The organism is Methylobacterium sp. J-026 (assembly GCF_022829585.1).
Classification (GTDB): domain Bacteria; phylum Pseudomonadota; class Alphaproteobacteria; order Rhizobiales; family Beijerinckiaceae; genus Methylobacterium.
Genome location: NZ_JAKSYC010000241.1, coordinates 47,371 through 64,392 on the forward strand (window position 1 = coordinate 47,371; position 17,022 = coordinate 64,392).

Below are 17,022 nucleotides of genomic sequence, written 5' to 3' on the forward strand. Positions count from 1 at the left end.
GCAAGCGCGGCGCCGACATATGCACCGCTCCGCTCAGGGCGGCCACAGCAGGTAGGTCACGAGGGCGAGGTTCGACCAGCCGTGGAGGGCGATGCCGGGCCAGAGCCGGCCGGTGCGCCAGCGCAGCCAGCCGAGCGCCAGGGCGAGGGGCAGGAGCGAGACGGGCCGGGCGAGCCCCCAGGACGAGACGTGTGCGGCCGCGAAGATCACGGCTGTGACCAGGATCGCCCCCGCCGGCCCCAGGGCCGCATCGGCGCGGGCATAGGCCTCGCCGCGCAGCAGCAGTTCCTCGGCCACCGGGGCCAGGATCGTGAGATAGGCGAGCCATGCCGCCACCGCGGCCTGGCTCATGAACGGCGACAGCCGGACGTGCTGGCCGAAGCTCGCGCCGAACAGCTCCGCGGTGCCGGTCACCCAGGCGATGTGCAGCACCGGCCAGACCAGGAGCAGCCCCAGCAGCGCCACCGGCCGCATCCCGTTCTGGCGTTCCCGGTCGAGGGCGAGGCGGCGGCGCCACCCGGCCCGGTCCCGCCACCACGCGCCGCCGAGCACGAAGGCCGCGAGGAAGACCTGGCGCAGGGCGTCGACCGCGAAGGCCCGGTGGGCGAGTTCCACCGCGCTGAGGAACTGGCGCCGCTCCGGCGGCAGGAACGGGTCGATCCCGTTCCACAGGTCGAACCCGACGCGCACGCTCGCCAGCGAGAGGAGGCTCGCGGCGCCGAGGTAGAGGATAACGAGCCCGATCAGGACGGCGAGGCGCCCCATCGCGGACCAGACGCGCCCCGGCCGGGGGCCGCCGCCCGGGGACTGCGCGCTTCCCGCAACAGCCTCGCCGAGAGACTCGCCCTGAGACAGCGACGCGACACGATCGGGCTTCAAAACCGGACCGATCCCCTCTATATCTTGGGTGCCGGTCGCGAGGCCGGCTATGGCGATAAACGTTCTTCGCAATAAACCTATCGGACCCGGGGGCGGTACCCGGCGCCTCCACCCGAACCCAGGACATGCTGCCGCAAGGCGCGTGACGGGAGCCTGGGCTCCGGCGGGGGCGAAGTGAGGATCGACGAGGGCGTAAAGGTTGGACTTTCGCTCGGCATGGTTCCGCCGTTATCGGGCCTCTGCAACAGTTGCCAACGACAACTTTGCTCCGGTGGCGGTGGCCGCGTAATCGGTCCCCAATATCGATCTGAAGTCCTAGCGGGTAGCACCGCATAGGCGGGGTCCGGAGGCACCTGGCACCAAAAGCCTCCACTTCATTCCTCGGTCCGGCCATCCGCGGCGGGGCGCCGGGCACAGACCGGGCTAGAGCGCGACCGCAGATGGCAGACGACCTGATCCGCTACGATCTCCTGGTACAGGACGCCCTGCGCGGCGTCGTGCGCAAGGTGCTGACCGACGCGGCCCGCGAAGGGCTGATGGGGGAGCACCATTTCTACGTGTCATTCCGGACGGAGGCGCCCGGCGTGCGGATGTCGCAGGCCCTGCGCGAGAAATACCCGCAGGACATGACCATCGTCCTGCAGCACCAGTTCTGGGACCTCAACGTCACCGAGCACGCCTTCGAGGTCGGCCTGTCCTTCTCGGGCGTCCCGGAGCGGCTCCTGGTGCCGTTCGACGCCCTGTCGGGCTTCTTCGACCCCTCCGTGCAGTTCGGCCTGAAGTTTGACCTGAGCGAGGCCGGCGAGACCCCCGAGGAGGCCAACACCGCCCCGGCCAAGTCCGGCCCGCGCGGCGCGGGCTCCGAGCCCGGCGAGGTTCGCCCCAAGGGCTCCGGTCTCGCCACGATCGGCGCGGCCGCGCCGAAGGGCCTGCCGGCCCCCGCTGCCCAGGGCGACAAACCCACCGGCAAGCCGGACGAGAAGGCCCCCCGCCCCGCCGCCAAGAAGGAGGGCGAGGAGGGCAGCGCCGAGGTCGTGAGCCTCGACGCCTTCCGCAAGAAGAGCTGAACTCTTCGGGTCAAATCGACGGCCCGGGGACTCAGGAGTGGACGAGGGGATCGCGCGGTTAGGGCTGTCGGCGAGCGAGCGGAAGCACCGCGCGAAGCGCTTCTAAGCGCTTCAGATTTTGGCCCTCGCCGTAGCCGTGTCGGCCCTCGGCCTCGGCTTCGGCGGTCTCTTCATTGCGTCACGGCTCTACGACCGCAAAACCCGTCAGCTTGACGCGCGTCGGGGCGAGGAGCGTACGTCCGAACGACGGTCTGAAGGCGTACCCGATCGCGGGCATCGATCGTTCAGGACGACCCGCTCGATGATCGCCCGGAGAGCTGGCGCGCGACACCGGCAGGATTTTAGACCGCGCCGACGCCAAGAGGCTTGTCGAGCCCTGTAGCTGATCACGGGCTCAGCGGTTTGACGAAGGCCGCGCCCGCGCCGAAGAAGGCCGCTATGCCGGCAAAAGCCGTGGAGAGCGGGGCCAGGACCCGGTTCCGGCCGAGCTTCAGCGTCTCGGCGCGCAGCTTCGCTGCCACGGCCTGAAGCTTGGTCTGCTCGTCGATGAGCTTACGCTGCTCGGCCACGAACGTTTCCGTTTCGGCATTGGAGCGCAGGACGCGGGCGACCTGCTCGCCGTAGCCCAGCGTGGCGGGAGCCATAGTATCGGGCATCGCGGTTCGTGCCTGAGTCCAGCCTGGACGACTTGCTCGCCCCGGTCGACAATGTGAGAATGCACCGGGAACCCGTCGACCCGCTCAGGCCCGCCCCTCGGCCTCCATGCGCAACCCGTGCTCCGGCCGCAGCGTCACCCGGTGGAGCGGCGTGACCGGTGGGTGATCCGCCGGCAGGTGGAACCGCACCGCCCGCACGATGTGCGCCAAGAGGATCACCGCCTCCTGAACCGAAAAGCTCTGGCCGATGCAGACCCGCGGCCCGGCGCCGAACGGCAGATAGGCGAAGCGCGGGATGCTGTCGCGGTTCTCGGGCAGGAACCGCTCCGGCACGAAGGCCTCCGGATCCTCCCACAGCAGATGGTGCCGGTGGAGCACCCAGGGAGCCACCATCACCAGCGAGCCCCGCGGCACCTTGATCCGCCCGAGCCGGTCGTCCCGGACCGCCTGCCGGCTGAGGAAGGGCACCGGCGGGAACAGCCGCATCGCCTCCTCGATCACCGCCCTGGTGAAGGGCAGCCGCTCCACGGCGAAATCCCCCGGCCCCGCGGCATCGACCTCGGCCTCGATCCGCGCCTGCGCGGCGGGATCCTGCGACAGGCAGTAGAGCGTCCAGGTCAGGGAATTGGCCGTGGTCTCGTGGCCGGCGGCGATGAAGGTGACGATGTTGGCCTTCACGGCGAGATCCGAGAGGCCGGTGCCGGTCTCGGGATCCTGCGCCGCCAGCAGCAGGGTCAGCAGGTCCCGGGGCGCCTCCCCCTGCGCCATCAGCCCCTTGCGCCGGGCGATCAATTCGTCGACCACCTCGGCGAAGAAGCGCCCGGCCGGCCGCGCCCGCAGGCGGCCGATCCGCGGCACGAAATCGGGCACGCCGAACACGTCGAGGGGGTCGATCGGCCCCACCGCCTCCAGGAAGCGCGTGATGGCGCGGCCCAGCGCGTCCGGGTCGCCCGGCAGACCCTGCGTGAAGATCGTCCGTTCCAGCACGTCCAGGGTGACCCGGGTCATCTCCAGGGCGACGTCGACCCGCTTGCCGGCCCGGCGGCCGAGGCGCCGCCCGAGCTTGGCGCCGGCGGCATTCATGGCCTCGGAAAAACCCTGGACGGTGCGGGCGTTGAAGATCGGCGCCAGGGTCCGGCGCTGGAGCCGCCACTCGTCGCCCTCGGCGCTCAGCAGGCCGTTGCCGAGCCCCGGGGCCAGGACCCGCCGCTGGAGGTCGTCCTTGCGGTAGCCGTCGGCGTTCTCGACGAGCAGGTAGCGGATCAGCGCCGGGTCGCTCACCACGGTGATCCGGCCCATCGCGCCCTCGGCCGCCACGACCGGCAGCTTGAAATGCACGTCCATCCAGGTGGTGATCGGGTTCTTCCGCGCCGCCCGCAGGAACTCGAACAGGCCCAGCGGCTCGCGCAGCGGCGGCGGCACGGCGGGGCGGAACCGGGTAACGGGCTCGGGGAGATCGATCGTCGCGCTCATCGGCTCCTTCCGGCGGGAACAGAGCCCCGCCCTTGTCGGTGCGCCGGGGAAAACCGGCATCGCGATTCACCCGCGCCTCATTTAAGTAGGCACCGCACTGCACCAGACGTAGAGGCCACGATGTCGCCCACCGAGACCGCCACCCGCACCGAGTCCGACACCTTCGGTCCGATCGAGGTCCCGGCGCATCGCTATTGGGGCGCGCAGACCCAGCGCTCGATCCAGAACTTCAAGATCGGCACCGACCGGATGCCGGCGCCGCTGGTGCACGCGCTCGGCCTCGTGAAGCAGGCCGCCGCCCTGGTGAACAAGGATCTCGGCGCCCTGGAACCGAAGCTCGCCGACGCCATCGCGGCCTCGGCCGCCGAGGTGGTGGAGGGCCGCTACGACGACGAGTTTCCGCTCGTCATCTACCAGACCGGCTCGGGCACCCAGTCCAACATGAACGCCAACGAGGTGATCGCCAGCCTCGCCAACGAGCGGCTCGGGGCTAAGCGCGGCGGCAAGTCCCCGGTCCACCCGAACGACCATTGCAACCGCGGCCAGTCCTCCAACGACACCTTCCCCACCGCCATGCACATCGCGGTGGCGCGGGAGATCCAGGGCCGCCTCCTGCCGGCCCTGAGCCACCTGCACACGGCCCTCGACGCCAAGGCCCGGGCGTTCGCCTCGATCGTCAAGATCGGCCGCACCCACCTGCAGGACGCGACCCCGGTCTCCCTCGGCCAGGAATTCTCCGGCTATGCCGCGCAGGTGGCTCTGGGCGGGGCGCGCGTCGCAGCGACCCTGCCGGGCGTGCTGGCGCTGGCCCAGGGCGGCACCGCGGTCGGCACCGGCCTCAACGCCCACCCGGAATTCGCCGACCGGTTCGCCGCCAAGGTCGCGGACCTGACCGGGCTGTCCTTCACCTCGGCCGAGAACAAGTTCGAGGCGCTGGCCACCCACGACGCCCTGGTGTTCACGCAGGGCGCGCTCGCCGCCCTCGCCGCCGGCCTGTTCAAGATCGCCCAGGACATCCGCTTCCTCGGCTCCGGCCCACGCTCCGGCCTCGGCGAGCTGTCCCTGCCCGAGAACGAGCCCGGCTCCTCGATCATGCCCGGCAAGGTCAACCCGACCCAGTGCGAGGCGCTGACCATGGTCTGCGCCCAGGTGATCGGCAACGGCACCACGGTGAGCTTCGCCGGCAGCCAGGGCAATTTCGAGCTCAACGTGTTCAAGCCGGTGATCGCCAACGCGGTCCTGCAATCGATCCGGCTGCTCGCCGACGCCGCGGTGAGCTTCACCGACAATTGCGTGGTCGGCATCAAGGCGAACGAGGATAAGATCGCCGACCTGATGAGCCGCTCCCTCATGCTGGTGACGGCGCTCGCCCCCTCGATCGGCTACGACAAGGCCGCCGAGATCGCCAAGACGGCGCACAAGAACGGCACGACCCTCAAGCAGGAGGCCCTGCGCCTCGGCTACGTCACCGAGGCGGAGTTCGAGCGCGTGGTCCGGCCGGAGACCATGCTGGCCCCCAGCGCCGACTGATTTTTTTGGGATCTGGCCGGCGCGTCTCTCATGCGCCGGTCGCCACCATCGGGAGGCGATCCGTGGCTGAGATCATCAACCTGCGTCAGGTCCGCAAGGCGAAGGCCCGCGCCGGGGCCGACGCGAAGGCCGAGGCCAACCGGATCGCCTTCGGGCAGCCGAAGAAGGCCAAGACCCTCCAGCAGCGGCGCAAGTCCCTGGAGATCGAGCGCCACGAGGGCCATCGCCTCGACCGGCGCGAGCCGGATCCCGATTCGGCGGAATGACCGGTCCCTCCGTGGGCGCGGGCGTCACCAAGCGCTCCGTGATGATCGCCGGGCACCGCACCAGCATATCCCTGGAGGAGCCGTTCTGGGCGGCGTTGCGCGAGGTCGCGGCGGCGCGGGGCCAGTCGGTCCAGGCCCTCGTCGGGGCCATCGATGCCGGGCGCGGCGGGCAGAACCTGTCCTCGGCGATCCGGGTGTTCGTGCTGGACGCGGTGCGCCGGCCGCCGCTGCAGCAAACGTGAGCGCCCGCGGGCCGGCTTGGCCTTTCAGGCTGCGGCGTTGTGTGACATCCCCATGACAAGATCACGCAGGAAGCACGACTCATGACCACCCGCGAACCGCTGCTCAAGCCCGTCCCGATCGCCGAGTTGCGGCCGACCCAGATGACCGTGGGCTACCGGGAAGTCGCGGAGAAGCGCCGCCGCTGGCGGGCCTATGACGGCGACAAGAAGCGGGAATTCCTCGGTGCCCACCAGATCCCGACGGTGCTGGGCCCCAAGAAGCGCCACTACGTCGTCGATCACCACCACCTCTCCCGCGCCCTGCAGGAGGAGGGCGTCAAGGATGTGCTGGTGACGGTGATCGCCGACCTGCACCATCTCGAGAAGGACGCGTTCTGGACGGTGTGCGATCACAAGTCCTGGGTCTATCCCTACGATGCCGAGGGGGTGCGCCGCGACTTCAAGGACCTCCCGAAGACGATCGCCGACCTCGCCGACGATCCCTTCCGCAGCCTCGCGGGCGAATTGCGCCGGGCCGGCGGCTTCGCCAAGGATACGACGCCGTTCAGCGAGTTCCTGTGGGCGGATTTCCTCCGGCGCAACATCAAGGAGAAGCGTGTCGAGCACGATTTCTCGGCGGCGATGGAGAAGGCCATGGCGCTGGCCAAGTCCAAGGATGCCGGCTACCTGCCCGGCTGGTGCGGCCCCTCGGAGGGCTGAGGCGCCCTCGGATCCCCCGATAGGGCGCCGCGTCGCCGCGGCGGTGGATCTGTTCCTCCCAGGCGCCGTCCGTGGCCGGATCGGTGTCCTCGGGGCTGCGGGCCGGGGCGGCGCACATCTGGGCCGATCGCCCGGTCGCCGTCATCGGTGCCGCCCGAGCTGTCGTGCGCGTCTGCCCGAAAAACGCCCCTTGCTGGGGCCACGTTCCGGCGCGCGCCCGCGCCCGCCCTCCCGATGACGGACGAACAGCCCCGCATGCCGATGCCGCGCCCTGCCATCCCTCTGGCCAAGAGCCTGATGCTCGCCGCCCTGCTCCTGCCCGCCGCCGCGCACGCCCAGGACCTCGGCAGCGTCAACCCGAAGCCCCTGCCGCCGCTGGAGCATCCGGACGCCCCATCGACCCCCGCCAAGGCCCTGTTCGGGCGCGTCACTCGGGGCTCGTCCGGGCCGGCCCATATCTACGGGTTCTACGCCAAGGGCTGCTTCGCCGGTGGCGAGGCCCTGCCGCTGGACGGGCCGAGCTGGCAGGTCATGCGCCCGTCCCGCAACCGGATGTGGGGCACGCCGTATCTTGTCACCTTCCTGGAGCGGCTGTCGCAGAAGGCCGGCCGGGTGGGCTGGCCGGGGCTGCTCGTCGGCGACATGGCCCAGCCCCGGGGCGGCCCGATGATCACGGGCCACGCCTCGCACCAGATCGGCATCGACGCCGATGTCTGGCTGACGCCGATGCCCGATCACCGCATGAGCCGGGCGGAGCGCGAGGAGACCTCGGCCACCGACATGGTCCGGCCCGACCGGCTCGACATCGATCCGCAGGTCTGGACGCCGACGCATCTGCAATTGATCAAGCTCACCGCCGAGCAGCCGGAGGTGGAGCGCATCTTCGTCAACGCGGCGATCAAGAAAGCGCTCTGCCGCGAGGCCGCGGGCAGTTCCTGGATGTCCAAGGTGCGCCCGATGTACGGGCACAACTACCACTACCATATCCGGCTCTCCTGCCCGGCCGGCCAGGAGGATTGCCAGCCGCAGGCCCCGCCCCCGGGCGGCGACGGCTGCGACGACCTCGGCTACTGGTTCTCGGACGCGGTGCTCCATCCCAAGCCCGCCAAGACGCCGGCCAAGCCGAAGCCCGCCATGACCATGGCGGCCCTGCCGGCCGCCTGCCGGACGGTGCTGAAGGCGCCGTGAGGCGATCGGCGGCGGTTCGCGAACCGGGCATGCCGTGCTAACGCCCCGGAATGCCCCGCTGGCTTTTCCTCATCCTCGCCACCGCCGTCGCCCTCTCGGTCCTGGGCAGCGTGCTGATCGTGCTGCGCAGCCCGAACAGCACGCCGCCCCTGGGGGGCAGCGCCCCCGCGGCGGCAGGCGCACCGCCGCGGCCCGGCGGCAACCCGTGAGGCTCAGGCCGCGACGCCGGTCCCCACCGGGCAGCTGACGCCGGTGCCGCCCAGGCCGCAATAGCCGCTGGGGTTCTTGGCGAGGTACTGCTGATGGTAGCCTTCCGCGAAGTAGAACTGCTCCAGCGGCCGGATCTCGGTGGTCACGTCCGGATAGCCGCGCGCCTGCAGGGCCTCGGCATAGGCCGTCCGCACCGCCCGGGCAGTCGCCTCCTGCGCCGGACCAGTGGTGTAGATCCCCGACCGGTACTGCGTGCCGACATCGTTGCCCTGGCGCATGCCCTGGGTCGGGTTGTGGCTCTCGAAGAAGGTCCGCAGCAGCGCGTCCAGCGGCAGGACCGCCGGGTCGAAGGCGACCAGCACCACCTCGTTGTGGCCGGTCTGGCCGGAGCAGACCTCCTCGTAGGTCGGGTTCGGGGTTAAGCCGCCGGCATAGCCCACGGCCGTCACGAACACGCCCTGCGGCATTTGCCAGAACCGGCGCTCGGCGCCCCAGAAGCAGCCGAGCCCGAGGACGATCGTCTCGGTGCCCGGCGGATAGGGACCCTTGAGCGGGTTGCCGTTGACGTAGTGGGTCTCGGCGGTCGGGAGCGGCGTCGGGCGGCCGGGCAGGGCGTCGGCGGAGCTCGGCATCTCGGGGCGCTTGCGGAACAGGAACATCGGCTTGCCTTCCGGTCACTCGGGTCCCGCCAATATGGGGACGCGCCCGTCGACGAGAAAGCTTCCGGGCTCTTCGAAGCGCGAAACCTAGACGAAGGACTGGACCTCGCTGACGATTTCCGGCTTGTAGCCCGCAGGGGGCGGCCCGGGTGCCGCCATGCGGGGGCGGGGCCGGATGGAGACGGGCGGGAGTGCCACGGGCCACGTGCCGGACAACCTCAAGATGGAGGCGCACCGGGGCGATCCCTTCGCGGCGGCCGTCCGCGCGACCCGGATGCCGATGATCATCACGGACCCGCGGCAGCACGACAATCCGATCGTGTTCGTGAACGACGCCTTCCTGAAGCTCACCGGCTATACCCGGCTCGACGTGACCGGCCGGAACTGCCGCTTCCTCCAGGGGCCGGAGACCGATCCGGCGGCCGTCGACCGGCTCCGCGACGCCATACGGCAGCAGGCGGACATCCGGGTCGATCTGGTCAATTACCGCAAGGACGGCTCGACCTTCCACAACGCGCTCTATGTCGGGCCGGTGCGGGATGCGGCCGGCACGGTCGTCTACTACTTCGCCTCGCAGATCGACGTGAGCGAGCGCTATGCCCTGACCGCCGAGATCGAGCGGCTGAAGGGCGAGCTCGCCGAGGCCAGGGCCCGGCTCGACGGGCGATAGGGGCGCGGCGCGCTCAGGGCTTCGTCAGGAAGCCGATCGGCTCGCGGCCGGGCTGGCCGAGCCAGAGCAGCACCGCCCCGAGCCCCAGCCCGATCAGCGAGGCCGGCGCCAGGGTGAGCGGCAGGCCCAGCACGTGCCACAGCCAGGGTGCCGCCCCCTCGACGCTGCCCTGCAGGGCGCCGGCCCGGTCCTTGAACAGGGTGGCGATCACCTCGGAGAGCGCCGTCACCCGCAGGCTGTTATTGGCGATGGAGCGGGCACCGTCATAGACCAGCGCGACGAAGCCGCCGGCCATCAGCAGGAAGCCCAGGACGCGGACCAGGAAGCGGAGCATCGCGGATTCTTCCGAAGCCTTCTTGCGCGCCCGGCCGGCGCCCGCCCCGGGAGTATGGGGCCGGGCCGCCGGGTGCAAGGGCGGCCACGGGTCGTGGGCACCGCGCGGCGAAGCGTCGACCCCGCGCGGTTGCCGGTCCGGGGAGCCCGTGTCACAGGGGCGGGCGGCGGCGGGCCGTGGGGGAAGAACGGTCGGTCTTGGACGCGCGTGCGAAACAACTCGGCCTCGTGATCTTCGATTGCGACGGCGTCCTGGTCGACAGCGAGCCCCTGAGCCTCGCCTGCCTCACCGCCGGCCTCGTCCGGATCGGCGTGGCGATCGACCTCGCCACCGTGCGGAGGCGCTTCACCGGCATGGCGATGCCCTCGATCATGGCGCAGGTCGCCCAGGATTACGGGGTCACGGCGCCCCCGGATTTCGTCGCAGCGGTCAAGGAAGAGACCCTGGCGCTGTTCGATGCGGAATTGAAGGCGATGCGCGGCGTCGCCGCGGCGGTCGCGGCCCTCGGCCTGCCGTCCTGCGTGGCCTCGAGCAGCGATCCGGTGCGCCTGCGCCATTCCCTGACGCTGACCGGGCTGCTGCCTCTGTTCGGCGCGCACGTCTTCTCCTCGTCCCAGGTGGCCCGCGGCAAGCCCTTCCCGGACCTGTTCCTGTTCGCCGCCGCCCGCATGGGGGTCGCCCCCGAGGCCTGTCTGGTGATCGAGGACAGCGTGCCCGGCGTCACGGCCGCCCGGAGCGCCGGCATGCGGGTCGCCGGGTTCACCGGCGGCGGTCATTGGGGCCACGACCCCGCGGGGGCCGACCTCGTACGCGCGGGCGCCGCCCCGATCTTTTCGGATTTCTCCGATCTCGCCGCCATCGTCGAAGGCGCCTGACGGATCCCGTCTCCCCGGAGCCCGATCGGGGCCGCGCCCCTGCCAGAGGGGCCCCGAAAAACGGAATTCGGTTCCGTTGACGCGGCGCGGCGGCGGCGCCATCTTCGGTGGTGCCGCGGAGGGGTCGTCCCCGCCGCAGCCGCGGTGATTTGAGAAGCGTCGCTTGCGCCGCGTCATCAAACGCTAAAGCACTGCGACGGCCCCAGCGCCGCGCGGTCCTTCAGTCTGGAGGACATCCGATGTCGAGCCGGCTTCACCCCGACGCCCACGCGCTCCCGAACGCGCCCTGCTCCCGCGCTCAAGACCGGCGCTGTCGACGCTAGCGCGCCGACCATCATGCAGCAGTCATCGCGTTCCGGCATGGCTTCACGCCGGCCCAGGGAGTTCCAAGTGCCATGCACAGTCTCTTCACAGAGCCCACGCCCCGCGACCGCCTTACCCCCGCCGACCTGCCGTCGCCGGCTGAGCCGCCGCGGGTGATCGAGATCGGCGAGATCACCGCCGGGATCGCCGTGCCCGAAGGGCGCGGGGTGCGGTTCTTCTCGTCCGCCCGCGATTTCGACGGGCTCGACGGGGCCTTGTTCCGCACCGCCGAGCAGGCGGCCCGCGCGGCCCGGGCGCGGATGCGCCCCCGGGCTCAGGCCGACGCCCGGCAGGCTCAGCCCCGCCTCCGCCGGGCCTGACCCGAGCGACCGGCGCTTCGGCCCCGCCCGGATGATCCGGCCGGGCGGTCTACCGGCCGCACTCGTCGCGGGTGCGCTTCATGGCCTCGGCGAAGCCGCCGAGGGCGTATTCGTCGCTCGTCGGGTTGCCGCGCATCGAGGTGGTCTTGATGACGAGCTTCGGGTTGCGGGCGCTCATCTCGGAGACGACCCGTCCTTCCTCGGCGGGGTTCTGCAGCCACGCGTTCCCGTCCTTCACCACGAGGCCGTAGCGGCTGGCGCCGAGATTGAGGCTCGGATCGGTGGGCGCGGCGGCCGAGCCGGGCTTGAGTTGCGCGGCCGCGGGCTTCGACGGGAAGCCCAGCATCACCGCCACCTCGTTCTGGACGTTCTCGCCCTTGCGCACGCTCACGAACAGGTAGGCGGTGTCGCGCTTCAGGGTCTTGGGCGAGCGCGTCTGCGGCTGCGCGATGGCGTAGCAGAGCTTGCCGCGGCCGTCGCCGTTCACGAACACGTTCCAGTCGCCGAAGATCGCCACCGGCGTGGCCTGCTGCATGCCGGGGGGCGTAGCCGGCTTCCGCTCGGCGCGGCTCGGCCGCTGGCGGCCGCGCCGGCGCCCGCGCGTGGCAGGGGCGGCATCGTCGGCGCTCGTATCGGGGGCGGCCTCCTGCGCCTGGGCCACCGTCGCGGCCAGGCCGGCCGCGCCGACCAGGCCTCCGGGGAGGCCGGTGACGAGCCCGGATGAGAGCAGGATGAGGGCTCCGGCCGGGAGCAGGCGGGGGACGCGGACCATCTTCACTTCCTGACGACGGGCGGCCTCATCAGGAGCCGCACCGGGGACGAGGATTAGTGAAGCTTGCGTAAAACGTCGGCAAGATGGCGAGGCGGCTCAGCCGAGGTCAGATCGCCCGGGCCTCCGCGGCCTGGGCGGCGATCACGACGGCCACCGCGGCGACCGGCTCGACCGCCGCGCCGACAGGGCAGGGCACCGCGTTCGGCTGTGCCGGGGCGGCGCGTTTGCGGGGCGGGTCGTTGTACGGGGTGTTGTATCCCTTCCGCACGGCCGCCCAGTAGCAATCCCGCGCCAGGTCCGAGCCCGTGAGGGCGGCGTCGATCATCGCTGTCGCCCGCGCCGCGAGATCCGGTACCTCGTCCGGCTTCAGCCAACTCTCGACATGCATCCGGCGCACTCCGTTCCACACGGCGAAACTTGTACCTGATCGGACTTAGCCAGATGGTGAACGCGCGGCGCCGGAGATGGTTGCGCTGCACAATTCCGGTTCGTGCCTGTGGGTAAGCGGGATGCTGGCCAACCAGACCGCCCGGGCCACCGACGGGATCGCGGCCCAGATCGGCGGGATCCAGGGGGGCGACCCGGGACGCGGTCCTGGCGATCACCAGGATCGTCACGCGGATCACCGACCGCGATGGCGTGTCGGCCGCCCTCGCGGCATGGGCGCCGTGAACAGGGTCCCGGCGGTCGAGGGTCTGAACGCCATGCGCTTGGCTATCTGAGCGGCTGGTTCCGACCCAACCGAGCCGCCCGGACCGCCGTCGGCGCTTCTCCAAAGCGGCTCTTCGTCAGCCCTCCGGCAACTTCGGCTTGGGGTGGGAAGCGGCGGTTGAAATCGGATCAGTTGATATCGGTTCTCAGCCCTGTAGCCCACAAATTGACGCCAGCCTGGGCCCACTGTTACGTCCCCAGCATCTGAACCTGGACGCCCGTCAAAGGCTGAGCTTGGGCCTTATCGCGTACCTGACAAGGATCATCGTTCTGGCCGTCATGCTGACGGCCGGCGGCGTTGTTGCGTCCGCGCAGGCTCACGAAGGCCATGGCGGAACCCACGCTGTCAGGCACGACCATTCGGGAGACGTCGGCGCCGCTGCGGGGGGTGTCGCGGCCGCGGCTACCATCGGGGTGAGTTCCATCCACCACGGGTGTCCCGACGGGAGGCCTGGTTGCCCGTCCTGCAACCTTGGGTCAGCGTGCTGCTCACCAGCCGTGACCGGTGACGTCGCCGGTCTCGCGGGTCCGAGCGATCGTGGTTGCCGGATCGCCTTCCCAGAGCCGCCGGTCCTGTCCGGGCGCGAGCCCGAGCGTCCGGCCGAGCCCCCGAGACCGCTCGGCGCCTGAGCCGCCGCCGGCGCGGGTCGTCGCGGCGCATCTCCGACCCTCCCAATTCTTCGCCCGGGATCCGCCGTCGAGCGGCCGATGGGGCGTATGCCATAGGACGTACCATGCGATATCTTATTGCCGCAGCCACGCTGCTGGCCGCCACCACGGCTGCGTGGGCCCAGCACCATGGTCACGACGCCAGACCGAAACCGGCCGCAGCGCAGACACCGGCCACGCAAGAGTTCGTGGCGGCCCATCACAGGATGATGGCGGCGATGGAACAGCCGTACACGGGCGATCCGGACGCGGATTTCCGCATCCAGATGATCCCGCACCACCAGGGCGCCATCGACATGGCTCGGGTTGCGCTGAGCCGCGCCAAGGACCCGTGGACGCGTCAGCTCGCCGAGGCAATCATCGTCGAGCAGCAGCGCGAGATCTACGACATGCGCAGCTGGCTGGCCCGGCACGGCTACGCCGCGCCTCCCGGTGGCGAGCCGGTCCATGTGATCGGTTGGAACTCCTACCGGACCCTGCCGCCGAGTGAGGGCTCCCTGGAGGAGACACAGGGCCGGTCGTGGGCTCCTGGGTCGGGGCTGCCTGAACAAGGCCGGTAGCCGAAGATTGTCACGGCGGGACGGTGACGTCCCGCCGTGTTCAGAGGCTGGCCCTGAAACTATAGTCAGATGCGATGAATGAGATATCACACCTTTTCTTTGGGCGATGCACGGGAGCGAAGATGACGTCCGTTTCAAGTCGTTGCTTCTCGCAAGCGGACTGACGGAAATCGACCTGTTGCGGACATCGCCACGGCCAAGCTGATTGAGTTCAGACCTCGGAATGATGCCGTGGCGGTGACAGGCCGGGCTTTGTCCGGGACGATGCCCTAACCGTGGCCCGCGCGGGCGACCAGTTCGCGCAGCGTCCGGCCCGTGGCCGCGCCGGTGACCGGCAACTTGGCGCCGCGCTCGAACGTCTCGATCGCCGCCCGGGTGCCCGGACCCATCGCGCCGTCCGGCTTGACCGGGTAGCCGAGCTTCGACAGGGCCCGCTGGGCCCGCAGCACCGGATCCCCGTCCGGCGCGGGCTTCGTCTTGAGGGCCGGCTTCGCGGCGGTCCGGGCCGGGGCGGCCTTCGGAGTCACCGAAGCGGTGGTCTCGTCGGCGCGGATCAGCGCGCCGATCGCGTCCCGGGGCTCCGGCTTGGCGGGGGCGGGCGGCGCGGAGCGCTCCGGTTCGGTGCGGACCGGCTCCCGCGCGATCTCACGTACCGGCTCCCGAACGGCCTCCCGCGCGGCGGGCGCCTTCTGGGCGAGCTTGGGCAGGATCGGGGCCGGATGGCGCCCGGCCTGGTAGCCGAGGGCGTTGACGCAGATGAATCCCGCCGCGCCCAGGCCCACGAGGCTGCCGAGGACGGTGCCCGGGCTGTTCCGGCAGGTGGTGCCCGTCGCCCGCAGGGCACCGACGAGGACGGACCGCCAGTCGCCGGGGACCGCGGCGCGGCGCAGGGCGGGGCGACGCGCGCGGCCGGCTTCGCCCGGTACGGTGATCTCTCGGTAGCCTGACATCGGGTCTCCTTCCGGGGGATCTGTGGCTCAGCCGGTGCGGCGCAGGACCGAACCCGACGGGGCCGACTCGGGGCCCGGTTCCGCGTCGAACAGGCCGAGCGGCAGGCGCACCACGCGGCGCGGCGGGGGGGCGCCCCGCACGGCGGTGCGGATCGGGGCCGGGCTGCCTTCGGACGCCGGCGTCCGGCACAGGCGGGGCAGGGTCACGGTGACCACGGTGCCGGCCTGCGGCGCGCTCTCGATCAGCACCGCGCCGCCGTGCAGGCCGACTAGGCCCTGGACCACCGAGAGGCCGAGGCCGGTCCCCTCGTGGGGGCGCTTGTAGCCGCCGGCCCCGGCCTGGAAGAACGGCGTCCCGAGCCTGGGCAGGTCCTCGGCGCCGATCCCGAGCCCGGTATCGGCGACGACGATGTCCAGGCCGTCGATGCCGCCGCGCAGGGACAGGTCGACCCGGCCGCCGCGCGGGGTGAACTTCACGGCGTTCGAGATCAGGTTGATCAGGATCTGCCGGCAGGCGCCGGGGTCGGCGGTGATCTCCACCGGGCCGGAGGCGGAGACCGCGAGGGTGAGGCCCGCCGCCTCGGCCTTGAGGCGCATCAGGTCGCAGCAGGACCGCAGGAGCGACGCGATGTCGAAGGTCTCCGGCGCGTAGTCGAAGTTGCCGCTCTGGATCCGGCTCATGTCGAGGAGCGTGTTGACGACGCCGAGGAGGTGGTGGCCGGAGGCGCCGATGATCCCGGCATAGTCCCGCGCCTGGTCGGGGCCGAGGCTGAGGGCGCCTTCCCCCGCCAGCACCTCGGAGAAGCCGATGATCGCGTTGAGCGGCGTGCGCAACTCGTGGGTGACGTTGGCCAGGAACCGGCCCTTGATCGCGTCGGCCCGCTCGGCCTCGGCGCGGGCGCGCTCCAGCTCCTCGGCGTGGCGGTGGTGCTCGGTCATGTCGCGGGTCACCGCCACCACCGCCAGGGCGGCGTCGTGGGACCCGTGCAGGATGCGGTGGGCGCGCATCTCCGCGTGGATCAGGCGCGCCCCGTCGGTCCGGCCGGCGCCGGCCTCCACGTGCAGGCGCAGCGGCAGGGTGGCGGGCCGCCCAGTCGCGGCGACGTCGCTCACCGCCTTGAGGAAGGCCGGCCGGTCCGCCACGTGGACCCGCTCCAGCAGGCCGTGGCCGCACAGCCGCGCCGGCGCGCTGCCGAGCAGCCGGGTCGCCGAGACCGAGGCCTCCAGCACGCGGCCGTTGCGGTCGTGCCAGGTCACGAGATCGTCGATCGCCGAGAGCAGCAGCCGGTCCCGGGCCTCGTTGTCGCGCAGCCGGGCGCGCCACGCCCCCTCGTTGCGCAGGTGCTCGAGCACCTGGGCGGCGACGTGGCCGATCGCCGTGATCGCGAAGGCCGGCAGGGCGAGGCCGGCGGAGATGTCCATGACCGGCAGGGCGCCCGCGACGGCGCCGAGCCCGACCACCGCCAGCACCCCGAGGATCGCCATGGCGGCGGCCGCGACCGTCGCGCGCAGCGACCCGGAGACCAGCGCCTCCACGGGGATCGCCACCAGCCAGACCGCGGCCGGGGAGGCGGTGCCCCCGGTGATGCTCGCCAGCGCCACCACGACCCCGGTCAGCCCCGCCGCGGAGACCGCGTGGGCGAGCCACAGGGATCCGGTGCGGACGAGCAGCACGGCGGCGAAAACCGGCAGCAGCAGGCTCGCGATCGTCAGCACCTCGACGCCCGACGGCACCCCGCGCCAGAGCAGGTAGGGCGGCAGCGCGGCCATCATCACGGCGCCCGTGGCGAGGCGCGACACCAGGAAGCGCTGGTGGCGGGCCCGGGCGGCCGCGTCGTCCGCGACGGTGGCGTGAACCAGCCCCGCGAGACGGTCGTCGATCAAGGAAGTCAGGACTTTTTTAATGGGCAAGGCTGGCACACGCCGCGA

General features: G+C 71.4%; 20 protein-coding genes and 1 other RNA gene. 12 read left to right on the forward strand and 9 right to left on the reverse strand.

All coding sequences use genetic code 11. From position 1 onward, the window contains the following. Positions 1-33: 33 nt before the first annotated feature. On the reverse strand, positions 34-879 hold the full coding sequence (locus tag MKK69_RS21135) for a CPBP family intramembrane glutamic endopeptidase (protein WP_409564857.1): 846 nt from the start codon (positions 877-879) through the stop codon (positions 34-36). On the opposite strand from MKK69_RS21135, the gene ssrA reads away from it, so the two are divergent. Then, positions 871-1,253: a transfer-messenger RNA gene (ssrA, locus tag MKK69_RS21140) on the forward strand. The two genes, MKK69_RS21135 and ssrA, sit on opposite strands and share 9 nt — an antisense overlap. 66 nt (positions 1,254-1,319) lie before the next feature. Then, positions 1,320-1,946, forward strand: coding sequence for an SspB family protein (locus MKK69_RS21145; protein ID WP_243971135.1), 627 nt, complete (start codon positions 1,320-1,322; stop codon positions 1,944-1,946). 386 nt (positions 1,947-2,332) lie between these two features. Here MKK69_RS21145 and MKK69_RS21150 read toward each other — a convergent pair whose 3' ends face one another. After that, the gene (locus MKK69_RS21150) at positions 2,333-2,602 is read right to left on the reverse strand and encodes a hypothetical protein (RefSeq protein ID WP_243971138.1); all 270 of its coding nucleotides are present in this window, start codon (positions 2,600-2,602) and stop codon (positions 2,333-2,335) included. 84 nt (positions 2,603-2,686) lie between these two features. Continuing rightward, on the reverse strand, positions 2,687-4,075 hold the full coding sequence (locus MKK69_RS21155) for a cytochrome P450 (RefSeq protein ID WP_243971139.1): 1,389 nt from the start codon (positions 4,073-4,075) through the stop codon (positions 2,687-2,689). A gap of 120 nt (positions 4,076-4,195) precedes the next feature. Between MKK69_RS21155 and fumC the strand changes: the two genes are divergently transcribed. The 6 genes from fumC to MKK69_RS21185 all read left to right on the forward strand — a co-directional run bounded on the left by fumC (position 4,196) and on the right by MKK69_RS21185 (position 8,209). After that, a complete protein-coding gene (fumC, locus tag MKK69_RS21160) occupies positions 4,196-5,605 on the forward strand; it encodes a class II fumarate hydratase (protein WP_243971141.1) in 1,410 nt (469 codons plus the stop codon). Positions 5,606-5,667: 62 nt separating this feature from the next. Then, positions 5,668-5,871: a DUF4169 family protein gene (locus MKK69_RS21165; RefSeq protein ID WP_243971143.1), complete on the forward strand. Its 204-nt coding sequence runs from the start codon at positions 5,668-5,670 to the stop codon at positions 5,869-5,871. Beyond that, positions 5,868-6,113 (forward strand): ribbon-helix-helix domain-containing protein, encoded by a 246-nt coding sequence (locus MKK69_RS21170; RefSeq protein ID WP_243971144.1) that lies wholly within the window; start codon positions 5,868-5,870, stop codon positions 6,111-6,113. The genes MKK69_RS21165 and MKK69_RS21170 overlap by 4 nt, the downstream gene beginning before the upstream one ends. An 81-nt stretch (positions 6,114-6,194) precedes the next feature. Beyond that, positions 6,195-6,812: a ParB-like protein gene (locus tag MKK69_RS21175; RefSeq protein ID WP_243971146.1), complete on the forward strand. Its 618-nt coding sequence runs from the start codon at positions 6,195-6,197 to the stop codon at positions 6,810-6,812. Between the two features lie 255 nt (positions 6,813-7,067). Next, positions 7,068-8,000, forward strand: a complete 933-nt coding sequence (gene mepA, locus MKK69_RS21180) for a penicillin-insensitive murein endopeptidase (protein ID WP_243971148.1) — start codon at positions 7,068-7,070, stop codon at positions 7,998-8,000. Between the two features lie 50 nt (positions 8,001-8,050). Beyond that, entirely contained in the window at positions 8,051-8,209 is a 159-nt protein-coding gene (locus MKK69_RS21185) for a hypothetical protein (RefSeq protein ID WP_243971150.1), read from the forward strand. 3 nt (positions 8,210-8,212) lie between these two features. Here MKK69_RS21185 and msrA read toward each other — a convergent pair whose 3' ends face one another. Further along, positions 8,213-8,869 carry a peptide-methionine (S)-S-oxide reductase MsrA gene (gene msrA, locus MKK69_RS21190; protein ID WP_243971152.1) on the reverse strand — a complete coding sequence of 219 codons (657 nt, stop codon included), beginning with the start codon at positions 8,867-8,869 and terminating at the stop codon, positions 8,213-8,215. 205 nt (positions 8,870-9,074) lie between these two features. On the opposite strand from msrA, the gene MKK69_RS21195 reads away from it, so the two are divergent. Beyond that, positions 9,075-9,539, forward strand: a complete 465-nt coding sequence (locus MKK69_RS21195; protein ID WP_409564858.1) for a PAS domain-containing protein — start codon at positions 9,075-9,077, stop codon at positions 9,537-9,539. A 13-nt stretch (positions 9,540-9,552) separates the two neighbouring features. On the opposite strand, the gene MKK69_RS21200 is transcribed toward MKK69_RS21195, so the two are convergent. Next, positions 9,553-9,873 (reverse strand): PetM family of cytochrome b6f complex subunit 7, encoded by a 321-nt coding sequence (locus tag MKK69_RS21200; RefSeq protein WP_243971154.1) that lies wholly within the window; start codon positions 9,871-9,873, stop codon positions 9,553-9,555. Between the two features lie 197 nt (positions 9,874-10,070). Here MKK69_RS21200 and MKK69_RS21205 point away from each other — a divergent pair, with 197 nt between their 5' ends. Both MKK69_RS21205 and MKK69_RS21210 read left to right on the forward strand, forming a co-directional pair. Then, positions 10,071-10,748, forward strand: a complete 678-nt coding sequence (locus tag MKK69_RS21205) for an HAD family hydrolase (protein ID WP_243971156.1) — start codon at positions 10,071-10,073, stop codon at positions 10,746-10,748. A 395-nt stretch (positions 10,749-11,143) separates the two neighbouring features. Next, positions 11,144-11,431 (forward strand): hypothetical protein, encoded by a 288-nt coding sequence (locus tag MKK69_RS21210; RefSeq protein ID WP_243971158.1) that lies wholly within the window; start codon positions 11,144-11,146, stop codon positions 11,429-11,431. Between the two features lie 49 nt (positions 11,432-11,480). Here MKK69_RS21210 and MKK69_RS21215 read toward each other — a convergent pair whose 3' ends face one another. Then, positions 11,481-12,203, reverse strand: a complete 723-nt coding sequence (locus MKK69_RS21215; RefSeq protein WP_243971160.1) for an invasion associated locus b family protein — start codon at positions 12,201-12,203, stop codon at positions 11,481-11,483. A gap of 106 nt (positions 12,204-12,309) precedes the next feature. Further along, positions 12,310-12,591: a hypothetical protein gene (locus MKK69_RS21220; protein WP_243971161.1), complete on the reverse strand. Its 282-nt coding sequence runs from the start codon at positions 12,589-12,591 to the stop codon at positions 12,310-12,312. A 1,057-nt stretch (positions 12,592-13,648) separates the two neighbouring features. Between MKK69_RS21220 and MKK69_RS21225 the strand changes: the two genes are divergently transcribed. Beyond that, a complete protein-coding gene (locus MKK69_RS21225; protein WP_243971163.1) occupies positions 13,649-14,143 on the forward strand; it encodes a DUF305 domain-containing protein in 495 nt (164 codons plus the stop codon). A 269-nt stretch (positions 14,144-14,412) separates the two neighbouring features. Here MKK69_RS21225 and MKK69_RS21230 read toward each other — a convergent pair whose 3' ends face one another. Next, complete coding sequence (locus MKK69_RS21230; protein WP_243971164.1) at positions 14,413-15,093, reverse strand: peptidoglycan-binding domain-containing protein; 681 nt, start codon at positions 15,091-15,093, stop codon at positions 14,413-14,415. 27 nt (positions 15,094-15,120) lie between these two features. After that, entirely contained in the window at positions 15,121-17,013 is a 1,893-nt protein-coding gene (locus MKK69_RS21235; protein WP_243971166.1) for a PAS domain-containing sensor histidine kinase, read from the reverse strand. Positions 17,014-17,022 lie beyond the last annotated feature (9 nt).

Coding starts and splice junctions, on each gene's coding strand:
- msrA (WP_243971152.1), bottom strand. CDS start 8,869: ATGTTCCTGTTCCGCAAGCGCCCCGAGATGCCGAGCTCCGCCGACGCC.
- MKK69_RS21175 (WP_243971146.1), top strand. CDS start 6,195: ATGACCACCCGCGAACCGCTGCTCAAGCCCGTCCCGATCGCCGAGTTG.
- MKK69_RS21150 (WP_243971138.1), bottom strand. CDS start 2,602: ATGCCCGATACTATGGCTCCCGCCACGCTGGGCTACGGCGAGCAGGTC.
- MKK69_RS21170 (WP_243971144.1), top strand. CDS start 5,868: ATGACCGGTCCCTCCGTGGGCGCGGGCGTCACCAAGCGCTCCGTGATG.
- MKK69_RS21215 (WP_243971160.1), bottom strand. CDS start 12,203: ATGGTCCGCGTCCCCCGCCTGCTCCCGGCCGGAGCCCTCATCCTGCTC.
- MKK69_RS21230 (WP_243971164.1), bottom strand. CDS start 15,093: ATGTCAGGCTACCGAGAGATCACCGTACCGGGCGAAGCCGGCCGCGCG.
- MKK69_RS21185 (WP_243971150.1), top strand. CDS start 8,051: ATGCCCCGCTGGCTTTTCCTCATCCTCGCCACCGCCGTCGCCCTCTCG.
- mepA (WP_243971148.1), top strand. CDS start 7,068: ATGCCGATGCCGCGCCCTGCCATCCCTCTGGCCAAGAGCCTGATGCTC.
- MKK69_RS21225 (WP_243971163.1), top strand. CDS start 13,649: ATGCGATATCTTATTGCCGCAGCCACGCTGCTGGCCGCCACCACGGCT.
- MKK69_RS21220 (WP_243971161.1), bottom strand. CDS start 12,591: ATGCATGTCGAGAGTTGGCTGAAGCCGGACGAGGTACCGGATCTCGCG.
- fumC (WP_243971141.1), top strand. CDS start 4,196: ATGTCGCCCACCGAGACCGCCACCCGCACCGAGTCCGACACCTTCGGT.
- MKK69_RS21155 (WP_243971139.1), bottom strand. CDS start 4,075: ATGAGCGCGACGATCGATCTCCCCGAGCCCGTTACCCGGTTCCGCCCC.
- MKK69_RS21145 (WP_243971135.1), top strand. CDS start 1,320: ATGGCAGACGACCTGATCCGCTACGATCTCCTGGTACAGGACGCCCTG.
- MKK69_RS21200 (WP_243971154.1), bottom strand. CDS start 9,873: ATGCTCCGCTTCCTGGTCCGCGTCCTGGGCTTCCTGCTGATGGCCGGC.
- MKK69_RS21210 (WP_243971158.1), top strand. CDS start 11,144: ATGCACAGTCTCTTCACAGAGCCCACGCCCCGCGACCGCCTTACCCCC.